The organism is Sphingobium sp. WR1 (assembly GCF_059693745.1).
This window is the reverse complement of record NZ_JCATID010000009.1, coordinates 157,223-168,115: the sequence shown is the minus strand read 5'-3', so window position 1 is coordinate 168,115 and position 10,893 is coordinate 157,223. Positions and strand designations below refer to the sequence as shown.

Here is a 10,893-nt window from a genome sequence, read left to right as displayed (position 1 = left end):
CAGCACTGGCCGCCTGACCTGAACCCGATCCTGCCGTAGATCGACGGTTCCTACACCACCCCGTGGGACACGACCCGATCCCACCAAGGAATCAGCCGCGCGTCATCGAAGCGATGATCAGCAAAGCGATCCACCGCCCCCCTCCGATCCGGTTGCTTTCATCATGTCCATGAAAAACAGCTACCAAGAAATGTTAAAAAATTGCCCCTCGCCGCCCCCGTAACGGTGCGAACATCGGCCTGTCTTTCGAATTATTTGCGCAGGATTGCGGCCAATTCCACCGGCAAGGGCGATTCATTGCGCCGCGGCACGTCCCGCATCGCCTGATTCTGTTCGTCCGGGTCAAAACGGACCCAACCGTTACGCCCCAGCTTTTCGAGCGGACGGTAGCGGACCTTATATTGCATCCGCGCCGACCCGTTCACCCAATAGCCCAGATAGACATAGGGCAGCTCCGCGCGGGCGGCGCGCAGGATATGGTCCATGATGATATAATTGCCCAGGCCCTGACGGTGCGGCAATTCGGTATCGAAGAAGCTGTAGATCATCGATAGGCCGTCGCCCTGCCGGTCGGTCAGGCAGGCGCCGACCAGCTTGCCGACGCGCCCGTCGACGCCCGGCTCGCGATATTCGATGACATGGCTGTCGACCGGCGTCTGTTCGACCATGTCGGCAAAGTCCATCTCATCCATCTCGGTCATACCGCCGCCAGGATGGCGGGCGTTGAGATAGCGCTGGAGCAGCGCGAACTGTTCCTCGGTCGACCAGGGCTTGCACGCCGTGGCGATCAGGTCGTTGTTGCGGCGGATCAGCTTGCGCTGGGTCGCATTGGGCTGAAATTCCTGGGCGACGACGCGGACGGAGACGCAGGCGGTGCAATCGGCGCAGCTTGGCCGATAGGCGACATTCTGGCTGCGGCGGAAGCCGATCCGGCCCAGCGCATCGTTGAGTTCGGCTGCATTGTCGCCGCTCAGCTCGGTGAACACCTTCCGTTCGCTCTTGCCGGGCAGATAGGGGCAAGGGCTTGGGTTGGTGACAAAGAAGCGCGGAAATCGGAAGGCCGCCGTCATGCTCCCCCTCCTGTCCCGACGCTGCGCCGCTGCTGGTTCATGGATGGACTATGCCGCCCCGCTGCCCGGCTGAAAAGGGCATTTACTACGAATATTGGGGCGCGGCACGTCCCGTTATGCGACCTCGATCGGCGCGACCTCATAACCCGCCTCGCGGAGCGCCGCGATCAGCCGTTCGAGATGCCCCCCATCGCGCGTCTCGCACTCGACGTCGAGGCTGAGGCCCTTGGCCGGCAGGTTGGTGAAGATGCGCTGGTGCGACAGTTCAAGGATGTTGACCGCTTCCTGGTTGAAGATGCGGGCGACATGATAGAGCGCGCCGGGCCGGTCCTGAAGGATGATGCGCAGGCGCGCGAGGCGGCCCGACCGCGCGAGATCGCGCAGCAGCACATTGGCGAGCAGGCGGGTGTCGATATTGCCGCCGGTCAGGATCAGGCCGACATTGCGCCCGGCAAACTGCTCGCGATGGCTGAGCAGCGCGGCCAGGCCGGCGGCACCGGCCCCCTCGACCACCGTCTTCTCGATCTGGAGCAGCAGGCTCACCGCCTCTTCCAGCCGACGTTCGCTGACCAGCACAATGTCGTCAGCCAGCCGTTCGACGAAGCGGCGGGTGATCTCGCCCGGTTGCTTGACCGCGATGCCTTCGGCCAGCGTATCGCCGTCGCAGGCGAGGTCCGCGCCCTTGATGAAATCATACATGGACGGGTAAAGTTCGGCCTGCACGCCGATCAGCCTGATGTCGGGCTTCATCGCGCGGGCGGCCGTCGCCATGCCGGAAAACAGGCCGCCGCCGCCGATCGGGATGACCAGCGTGTCGATCTCCGGCGCGTCCTCCAGCATTTCGAGCGCGACCGTGCCCTGCCCGGCCATGATGTCGGGTTCGTCGAAGGGATGGACGAAGGTCAGGCCCTGCTCCACCTCCAGCTTGCGGGCATGGGCATAGGCGTCATCGAACTTCTCGCCATATTGCACCACGGTCGCGCCATGGCTGCGCGTCTGCGTGATCTTCACGATCGGAGTCGTGGTCGGCATGACGATCGTCACAGGCACGCCCAGCCGCTTGCCATGATAGGCCAGACCCTGGGCATGGTTGCCGGCGGATGCCCCGATCACGCCCTTCGCCTTCGATGCGTCATCCAGTTGCAGCAGACGATTGAGCGCGCCGCGCTCCTTATAGGCGGCGGTGAATTGCAGATTTTCGAACTTGAGGTAAACCTTGCAGCCGAGCATGTCGGAGAACGTCTGGCTGATCAGCGTCGGCGTCTTGACGATCGCGCCTGCAATGCGTGTACGGGCGGCAAGGATGTCGTCGACGGTGACGGGCAGCGGCAGCGCGCTTTCGATCTTGGCTAGCGTGTTCATGCGCACGCCCCCTAAACGAAAATTGCAGGTGAAGAAACTGGCACTGTCGGAAAACTCGCCTTATGGCGGGGATGGACGCACAAAATATACGAGGCTTGATGGCTAGGATCGCGTTTATCGGCTTGGGAATCATGGGTGGACCGATTGCGGGCCATCTGGCGCGGGCGGGTCATGATCTGACGGTCTATAACCGCTCCATCGGCAAGGCGAAGAGCTGGGCGGAGGCCTATGGCGGCCAGGTGGCGATCAACCCGGCCAAGGCGGCCGAGGATGCGGACATCGTTATCAGCTGCGTCGGCACCGACGATGATCTGGCGCAAATTACGCTGGGCCGCGAGGGCGCATTCCGCGCGATGCAGCCCGGCGCCCTATTCATCGACCATACCACCGTGTCGGCGCGGATCGCCCGGCAATTGTTCGTCGAGGGCGAAAGCCGGGGTATCCACAGCGTCGACGCGCCGGTATCGGGCGGTCAGGCGGGGGCGGAAAATGGCCGGCTGTCGGTCATGTGCGGCGGCAGCGAGCCGGCGGTGGCGGCCGCCAAGCTGGTGATGCAGGCCTATGCCGCGCGGATCGTCCATGTCGGCGGCGCGGGCGCGGGGCAGACGACCAAGATGGTGAACCAGATCTGCATCGCCGGCGTGATCCAGGGCCTGTCCGAAGCGCTGCGCTTCGCCCAGGCGGCGGACCTCGACCTCGACTCCGTGTTCGAGGCGATTTCGGGCGGCGCGGCGCAAAGCTGGCAGATGGACCATCGCTGGAAGACGATGGCGCAGGACCAGTTCGACTTCGGTTTCGCGGTGGACTGGATGCGCAAGGATCTTGGCCTAGCGCTGGAGGAGGCCCGCGCGAACGGCTCCACCCTGCCGGTGACGGCGCTGATCGACCAATATTATGCCGATGTGCAGGCCATGGGCGGCCATCGGCAGGACACCAGCGCGCTGGTGCGGAGAATTACCCGAGCATGACCCATTTTCTGTCTTCGCGCGCGCTGAGGAGCGCCGCCATGGCGCTTGCCCTCTGCCCTCTGCCTGCGCTCGCGTCGGGCGTGATCGACAATGTGAACGGTATCGCACTGGATGCGAACGGCAGGATCGTGCATTTCGGCGCGCTGATGATCGACGATGACGGCAAGGTCGAAAAGCTGATCCCCGGCCGCTATCAGGAACCCGAATATAAGCCCAAAAAGCCCAAGCGTGGCCAGCCATGGCCCGAGCGGCCCAAGGGGCCAGCCTTCAAGCTGGACGCGGGCGGCAAGACGATGATCCCCGGCCTGATCGACGCGCATGGCCATATCATGGGCTATGGCCTGTCGCTCATCACGCTCGACCTGTCGGACACGACGTCGCTGGCACAGGCGCAGGAGAAGATCCGCGCCTATGTCGCCGCCAATCCGGGGCGCAAATGGATCATCGGCACCGGCTGGAATCAGGAAGCCTGGGGCCTTGGCCGCTTTCCCACCGCCGCCGAACTGGATGCGGCGGTCAGCGACATTCCCGTCTGGCTGGAGCGCATCGACGGCCATGCCGGCTGGGCCAACAGCGCCGCCATCCGCGCGGCCGGCGTGACGGCGACGACCAAGGCGCCCGCGGGTGGGCGCGTCGAGATGGCGGCGGGCAAGCCGGCGGGCGTGTTCGTCGACCGGGCGATGGACCTCATCCAGAAATTCGTGCCGCCGCCCGCGCCCAAGGACCGCGACATGGCGCTGGAAAAGGCGCAGCGCGCGCTGTTGGCGCAGGGCATCACCGGCATCGCCGACATGGGCACCAGCATCGAGGATTGGCAGGCCTTCCGCCGGTCGGCCGATCGCGGCGCGCTGCGCGTGCGGATCATGTCCTATGCCGCCGGCCTCGACAATATGGTGCTGATCGCGGGGCCGGAGCCGACGCCCTGGCTGTATGACGATCATCTGCGCATGGGCGGGATCAAGCTGATCCTCGACGGCGCGCTGGGATCGCGCGGGGCGTGGCTGAAGGCCGATTATGCCGATGCGCCGGGCCAGCGCGGCCTGACCCTGATCCCAGACACCCAGCTCCGCAACATCATGAGCCGCGCGGCGATGGATAATTTCCAGGTCGCCGTCCACGCCATCGGCGACGCCGCCAATGGCGAGATACTGGACGCGATCCAGGAACTGAACGACACTTATAAGGGCGACCGGCGCTGGCGCGTGGAACATGCCCAGATCATCGACCCCGCCGACCTGCCGCGCTTCGGGCCGCTGGGCGCGATCGCGTCGATGCAGCCGGTGCATGAGGCGTCGGACTGGCGCATGGCGACCGCGCGCATGGGCGAGGCCCGGCTGAAGGGCGCCTATGCCTGGAAGTCGATGCTCGACAATCGTGTGCCGCTGGCCTTTGGCTCCGACGTGCCGGTGGAAAGCCCCAATCCCTTCCCCGGCATCGCCGTCGCCATGAGCCGCGAGGATGCGAAGGGCGAGCCATTCGGTGGCTGGATGCCCGAGCAGCGGGTGGGTTTCGAGGCGGCGCTGGACGGCTTCACCCGGCAGGCGGCCTATGCGGGCTTCGCCGAAAAGAAGTTCGGCAGCCTGATTCCGGGGCAGCGCGCGGACTTCCTGCTGATCGACCGGGACATCAGCACAGCGCGCCCCGCCGACATTCGCCAGACTCAGGTGCTGGAAACCTGGATCGGCGGCAAGCGTGTCTATGTGAAGGGGCAATAGCCGCTCCATCAGAGCGCGGTATGGTTAGACGAATAAAATCACCTCCGTTCGCTTCGAGCGAACGGAACAAAGTAAAATCAGCGCGCGTCAAACTGATCGATCACATTGCGTTATCGGCCGCGTTCAGCGCATCCTCGAACGTCTCGGGCAGCGGCGGCTGGACCGGCTTATCGCAGCCCACTTCCTTCATATGGGCGCGCAGCGCGTCCATGCGGCCGAGATTCCAGCGCGCCAGCGGCACGCCCAGCGGGCGAAACTCCGCGCGGTCGAACAGTTCGACGACATAGGAGGCGCAGAGCATATCCACCTGATCCAGCGTCAACATGCCAAGATTCATCACCATCGGCTTGCCCGGCACGCCGTTCCGCCCCCGCACCAGATCGGTGACGTAGAGGCCACCGCGCGGATCGATCAGCACGACGTCGGCCTGGCTCGAATCGATCAGCTTGTGGCTGGCGGCATAGGGCGCGACAAACTCATGCGTGCGCCAGACGAGAAAGGCGCTCGACAAAGCGGTGATGAGGAGGGCGATGAAGATGGGCCGCATCGCGCCCTCCGGCCGGAAGCGCGCCCAGCCAAGGCCCGCGAGCAGGCAGAAGGGGCCGATGAAACCATGGGCGTAGCGGAAGCCCCAGCCATAGCCCTGCGCCAGCGCCAGCGCGCAACCCGCAAGGCAGCCCAGCGCCAGCGGTAACGCGATTTCCCGGCCGCGAATCATCGCGCCCCAGCGCATCGCCGCCATGCCGAGCGCGGCGAGCGGCACCATCAATATGTCGTTCCAGGCGATATAGCGGCTGATGTTCACCAGCGGCTGCCAGCGGTCGCCGAGCCGCTCGAACAGGCTGCCCACCTTGTCGGCGACGCCGGCGGAGGGGCGGACGTCCGCCGGCGCGCCCAGCGCATGGAGCAGGAAGCCGGGCCAGAGCTTGGCCCAGACGATGACGATCGCGACCAGGGTGAGCGCATGGAAGGCCGCCACCGTCCAGCGCCGCGCCAGCAGCATCCACAGGATGAAGGGCGCGATGAAGATGGGCGGGAAATGCCATTGGTGCAGCCCCGCCGCGATCAGCGCGACCACGCCGGCACTCAAATGACCGAACATCCCACCGCGCAGCACCAGCGCCAGCCAAACCATGTTGAGCGCGAAATGGCCGGTCATGGCATAGGGGGTCATCGCCGTGACCCAGAGCTGGCTGGACGAAAAGCCGAGCAGCATCGTCACCCACACCGCGTCCGGCCGGTCGGGCATCAGGTGCAGCGCCACCCGCCACAGCGCGAACAGCCCCGCCATCAGCAACACCGGCCCGGCCAGATTGGGATCGCCCAATTGCCAGAAGATCGCCTGGATCGCGCTGTTCACCGGCAGATAGGCCGCCGTCCAATAATCCGCCGCGCCGAAGGGGGAGAAGAATTCGGGCATGATCGCCCGGCGATAGGGTTCCCATTCGATGGGGATCGGTCGCGCGAACAGGCCTTCGCGCATATAGGCGGCGGCGAAACGCGCCACTTCCTCGTCCCGGCTGATCGCATAATCCTGGAACAGCGCATAATGGCCGGCCCAGGCGGCCATGCCGAGCAGCAGGATCAGCGGGACGACGATCCGGGCCGTAGGTCTGGCGAGCGCGAAGCCCTTCCCTTCCGCCCAGGGCGCGGCCAGCGCCAGCAGCAGCAGCGATCCCAGCAGCGCCGGGAAATCCTGATCCAGCAGCAGGATGACGGCCAGGCTGATGCCCTGCCGATAGGTCACATGCCAGAGGAAGGTCGCACCCAGCCATAGCGTCAGGCCGATCGCTCCCGCCAGAAACAGGCGGCGCGCGGACAGGGAGCCGGCAACCTTGCCCATGCTCAATCCTGAACCAGCGTCCGGTTGACGAAAATGCCGTCCATCTCGACCAGCAGCGGGAAATGGCCCTTGTTGTTGGCGAAGAAGGCGGAGGGGATGAAGCCGCGCCCCTCCAGCCAGTCGATCATCGCACGATAGCCGGTGCCGCCTTCATAAATGGGGCGGACGCCGAGTTCCGTCTGCACGCCCAGCATCCGGCCCAGACTGTCGCCCGCGCCTTCGCAGACCGACAGGTCATGACCCTGCGTGTCCATCTTGAGGAAGGGCCGCGCGAAACCATGCTGCGCCATCAGTTGGGGCAGCATTGTATCGAGGCGGCGGCACTGCATCTCCACCGTCTTCGTCACTCTGTTGCGATCGGCGAAGATGGCGTCCTGTTCGCCCGACGGCTTTTTCAGCGAACTGAACTGGTCGGCGGCCATGATATTGAAGCTGGCGGTGCCGTCGAAATCGGACAGCGCCATGTTGAATATATGCCAGTTGCGGTCGGACGCGGCGTGCCTCTGAAGTTCTGCGAACACGTCCGGGTTCGGCTCGAACGACAGGATCAGCCCCTTATAGCCCGCATCCTTGCGCAGCATCGTCGCATATTGGCCGCGATTGGCGCCGACGTCGAACAGGCAGTCGACCGCGAAGGCTGACAGAAAGCGCTTCAATGCTTGCACTTCGGGATATTGGTGGACGCGGCCCGACAAAGCGAGGCGCAGCGCCAGCCTGCGGTCGGCGAGTTCGCGCAGATAGCGGTTCATGCGCGCCCGGCCAGCACGGTTTCGTAGATGCCGATCGTCGCCACCGCCATATCCTTCCAAGACCCCATTTCATCGCCATAGGCCCGCGCCCGCGCGCCATGTTCCTGCCTGATGGCCGCGCTTTCGATCAGCGGCAAGAGGGCTTGGGCAAGGGCAGGCGCATTTCCGGCAGGCACCCTGACCGCGACGCCGTCCGGCAACTGACCGAACATGCCCGCGTCCGACGTCACCATCGCCTTGCCATGGTGCAGCGCCGACAGGAAGGCGCCGCTCGAATCGATATGGCGATAGGGAAAGACCAGCATGTCGGCGCGCGTCATATGCGCGTCGAGCCGGCCTTCGGTCAGGAAGCCGAAATCGGTGAGGAGGCGATCGGCAAAGCCCGCCTGCGCGACGGCATCGATCAGGGGGGAGACATCCATGAAAGGCTTGCCCGCGAGCGCCAGTTCGAAGCGATGGCCGGCGCGCCAGAGGTGGAGGCAGGCGGTGATGAGGATGTCGACGCCCTTATAGGGGCGGATCGTGCCGAAGAAGAGGAGGCGCGGCACCTTTGGCGGGGCGATGGCGGCGAGGTCTTGCGGAGACGCGGCCGCGAGGCGCATCGGCGGATGCGGCGTCACATGGATGCGCGCCGGATCGACGCCCTGACCGACCAGCGCCGCGCGGGTCGTGTCGCCATGCACGATGAGCGCGTCGAACAGGTCGAGCAGCGCGCGATAGCCGCGCCCCTGCAAGCCCGCATCGGCATGATAGGCGTCGGCATTATGCACGGTGTGGACGAGCGCCGCCTTGCCGCTGAGCCGGTTCAGCATCAGCCGGTCGGCGGGCGCGAGGGGCAGCCATTGGACATGGACCAGATCGGCGGCGAGCAGCGGCGTCAGGTCGCCCTGCGCGCAGGACAGGCCATATTCGGCGGCCTTGGCGAGACGGAAGGCGCGCCCCTCCCCCATCTTTTCGCGCAAGGCTTCGCTGCGGCGGAAGAAGTGCGGAAGATAGGCATAGCCCTGCGGCGTGATGGCGTCGGTCGGGCGCATGGGGCGGCCGAGCAACGTCACCTGCGCGCCCTGCCCGGCCAACGCGGCGCAGAGGCTGTCGTCATAGCGCCCGGTAAAGAGCGACGGATCGAGCATCGCCACCTTCATGCGCGCAGCAGCCTTTTGAGCGACAGGAGGTGCAGCCCGGCGACGCCCAGCAGGGTCAGGGCATAGAGCGCAAGGAAGGCGAGATCGAAGCGATCGGGCCAGAGCAGCAGCGCGAGCGGCGCGCTCGCCAGCGACCCGGCGAGGAAGGGCAGCGAGCGGGCGAGCAACTGGCTGAACCGTCCGAGCGCCGCCTGCACATAGACGGAGACGCAGAGGATGGTGAGCGCCGCCAACGCAAGGATGATGAGGCCGATATCCGCCCGATCCACCGCCGCGCGCCCGTCGAACAGGATCGCGAACAGCCGGTCGCCCGCTACCAGCAGCACGCCCGCAAGGGCTACCGCGAAGACCATCGCCGCGCCCAGCGCCCGCAGCAGCAATTGCCGCAGCCGGGCGCGATCCCCGGCATGATAGGCGCGGGTGATGCGCGGCAGCGCGGCTTCGACCATGGCGCGCACCAGCATGGACAGCGACCTGGACATCTTGAAGAAGAAATCGAACACCAGCATCGGCCGCGCGTCCGACGTCATCGCAGCGATCGTGAAATAGGGCGCGTTATAGGCGATGATGTCCGACATAGTGAAGGCCGCCGACGCGCCGATGTCGCGCAGATAATGCGCGCGGACATGGCCGCCGCCGACGCGAAAGGCGAGCCAGTGGCGACGGGTCATGTTCAGTCGGCGATGGACATGGGCGATGGCATAGCCGATCACCGCCATGCTCGCGACCAGTTGCAGCGCGACCGACAGGCGCGGGTCCAGCCCGAAGAGGATCGCCAGCAGCAGGCCGATCGTCACGACGCGCCGCGCGCAATCCAGCCCCTCCCACAGGAAATTGCCGTCCACCGCCGCCAGCGCCCGCTTGGCGAGCAGGGCGGGCAGGTTGAGGCAGGCCGACAGGAAGAAGAGCAGGAACAGCAAGGGCATCCCGGTCGCCAGCCAGCCCATGAGGAGCGCGACGATCAGGATCAGCACGCCGCCCGCGACCAGCAGGCCGAGGAAGAGGAAGAGTACGCCCATTTCCTCCAGCCGGAAACCGCCATCCTCCACCCCTCCGCTGCGCCCCAACCAATGCTGGCGCAGCCGGGCATAGATGATGCTGGTGAGGCCGAACTCGGCCGAAATGGTGAAATTACCGAAGGCGACGAGCAGCAGGAAAGCCTGAAACTCCGCGATCGGCAGGACGCGCACGAAGACGAAGGTGACGGCAAAGCCCCAGATCAGCACCAGCCCGACATTGGCGAGCTTCACCAGGGCCAGGATGCGGGCGCTGCCCTCCATCCGTGCGAGACGGTTCATGCGGGCTTGCGCGCCCTGAACAACCGGTCGTCGAGGGCGTAGAAATGGCGTGTCGCAACGTCGATCGAGGCTGCGTCGATCTCCTCCAGATCGAAGCCGGCGGCGCGAATGCGGTCGGCGAAGTCGGGACCGTACTGGCGGACATGGTCCCACTGGCCGAAGCGGCGCTCGCGTTCGCGCGGGGGAATGTCGAAACTGCCATCCTCGGTCGGCTTGGCCCAGAGCGGCACGATCAGCCACGCCTCGCCGCCGGGCTTGAGCGCCCGGAGAATGTTGCGCAGCACGACCATATCGTCGGGCACATGCTCCATCACATGGCTGGCGTAGAACAGGTCGTAGCGGTTCGCGTCCGCCAGTTCCATCAGGTCGACGCGCCGCATGTCCGGTACGGTGTAGCGCGAGGGATCGAGGTCGGCGGGCGCATAGGTGGCGGCGACGGAGAAGCGCTTCACCAGACTGGCCTCATTGGGCGCCATGTGCAGGATCGCGCCCTGTGTCGGCACGGTCAGCCTGCCCTCACCGATCAGCCAGTTCATCAGCCGCTCGCGCGGGGACGCGCCGCATTCCGGGCAACCCCATTCACCATTGTCGCCATAGCGGAAGAAACCGACGACGGTCGCGCCGCAGGCCGGGCAGCCGCGCGTCGCGCGCGCGCCCAGCGCCTTGCGGACTTTGAGCGCCGCCTTGGTCAGATGCTTGCCGGCGGCCTTGGCCACCCGCTGGACAGTAATCACGTCATTCTCCGC

General features: G+C 65.8%; 9 protein-coding genes. 2 read left to right on the top strand and 7 right to left on the bottom strand.

The window, feature by feature from the left end; genetic code table 11:
• Positions 1-251: 251 nt before the first annotated feature.
• Positions 252-1,070 carry an arginyltransferase gene (locus tag AC58EF_RS13130; RefSeq protein WP_497276770.1) on the bottom strand — a complete coding sequence of 273 codons (819 nt, stop codon included), beginning with the start codon at positions 1,068-1,070 and terminating at the stop codon, positions 252-254.
• A gap of 114 nt (positions 1,071-1,184) precedes the next feature.
• Positions 1,185-2,432, bottom strand: coding sequence for a threonine ammonia-lyase (locus AC58EF_RS13125; RefSeq protein WP_497276769.1), 1,248 nt, complete (start codon positions 2,430-2,432; stop codon positions 1,185-1,187).
• A gap of 98 nt (positions 2,433-2,530) precedes the next feature.
• On the opposite strand from AC58EF_RS13125, the gene AC58EF_RS13120 reads away from it, so the two are divergent.
• On the top strand, positions 2,531-3,400 hold the full coding sequence (locus tag AC58EF_RS13120; protein ID WP_497276768.1) for an NAD(P)-dependent oxidoreductase: 870 nt from the start codon (positions 2,531-2,533) through the stop codon (positions 3,398-3,400).
• Positions 3,397-5,115, top strand: coding sequence for an amidohydrolase (locus tag AC58EF_RS13115; protein WP_497276766.1), 1,719 nt, complete (start codon positions 3,397-3,399; stop codon positions 5,113-5,115). The genes AC58EF_RS13120 and AC58EF_RS13115 overlap by 4 nt, the downstream gene beginning before the upstream one ends.
• A 100-nt stretch (positions 5,116-5,215) precedes the next feature.
• Here the strand turns inward: AC58EF_RS13115 and AC58EF_RS13110 are convergent, their stop codons facing one another.
• The 5 genes from AC58EF_RS13110 to AC58EF_RS13090 are packed head-to-tail and all read right to left on the bottom strand — an operon-like array spanning position 5,216 to position 10,881.
• On the bottom strand, positions 5,216-6,958 hold the full coding sequence (locus AC58EF_RS13110) for an MFS transporter (protein ID WP_497276765.1): 1,743 nt from the start codon (positions 6,956-6,958) through the stop codon (positions 5,216-5,218).
• A 2-nt stretch (positions 6,959-6,960) separates the two neighbouring features.
• Positions 6,961-7,707, bottom strand: a complete 747-nt coding sequence (locus AC58EF_RS13105) for an FkbM family methyltransferase (protein ID WP_497276763.1) — start codon at positions 7,705-7,707, stop codon at positions 6,961-6,963.
• Positions 7,704-8,849: a glycosyltransferase family 4 protein gene (locus AC58EF_RS13100; protein WP_497276762.1), complete on the bottom strand. Its 1,146-nt coding sequence runs from the start codon at positions 8,847-8,849 to the stop codon at positions 7,704-7,706. Before AC58EF_RS13100 ends, AC58EF_RS13105 begins: the two co-directional genes overlap by 4 nt.
• On the bottom strand, positions 8,846-10,147 hold the full coding sequence (locus tag AC58EF_RS13095; protein ID WP_497276761.1) for a hypothetical protein: 1,302 nt from the start codon (positions 10,145-10,147) through the stop codon (positions 8,846-8,848). Before AC58EF_RS13095 ends, AC58EF_RS13100 begins: the two co-directional genes overlap by 4 nt.
• On the bottom strand, positions 10,144-10,881 hold the full coding sequence (locus AC58EF_RS13090) for a class I SAM-dependent methyltransferase (protein WP_497276760.1): 738 nt from the start codon (positions 10,879-10,881) through the stop codon (positions 10,144-10,146). The genes AC58EF_RS13095 and AC58EF_RS13090 overlap by 4 nt, the downstream gene beginning before the upstream one ends.
• Positions 10,882-10,893: the final 12 nt, after the last annotated feature.

Bases quoted from the DNA above. Each gene is read 5' to 3' on its own strand.
- AC58EF_RS13095 (WP_497276761.1), bottom strand. From the start codon at position 10,147: ATGAACCGTCTCGCACGGATGGAGGGCAGCGCCCGCATCCTGGCCCTG.
- AC58EF_RS13120 (WP_497276768.1), top strand. From the start codon at position 2,531: ATGGCTAGGATCGCGTTTATCGGCTTGGGAATCATGGGTGGACCGATT.
- AC58EF_RS13105 (WP_497276763.1), bottom strand. From the start codon at position 7,707: ATGAACCGCTATCTGCGCGAACTCGCCGACCGCAGGCTGGCGCTGCGC.
- AC58EF_RS13125 (WP_497276769.1), bottom strand. From the start codon at position 2,432: ATGAACACGCTAGCCAAGATCGAAAGCGCGCTGCCGCTGCCCGTCACC.
- AC58EF_RS13130 (WP_497276770.1), bottom strand. From the start codon at position 1,070: ATGACGGCGGCCTTCCGATTTCCGCGCTTCTTTGTCACCAACCCAAGC.
- AC58EF_RS13100 (WP_497276762.1), bottom strand. From the start codon at position 8,849: ATGAAGGTGGCGATGCTCGATCCGTCGCTCTTTACCGGGCGCTATGAC.
- AC58EF_RS13110 (WP_497276765.1), bottom strand. From the start codon at position 6,958: ATGGGCAAGGTTGCCGGCTCCCTGTCCGCGCGCCGCCTGTTTCTGGCG.
- AC58EF_RS13115 (WP_497276766.1), top strand. From the start codon at position 3,397: ATGACCCATTTTCTGTCTTCGCGCGCGCTGAGGAGCGCCGCCATGGCG.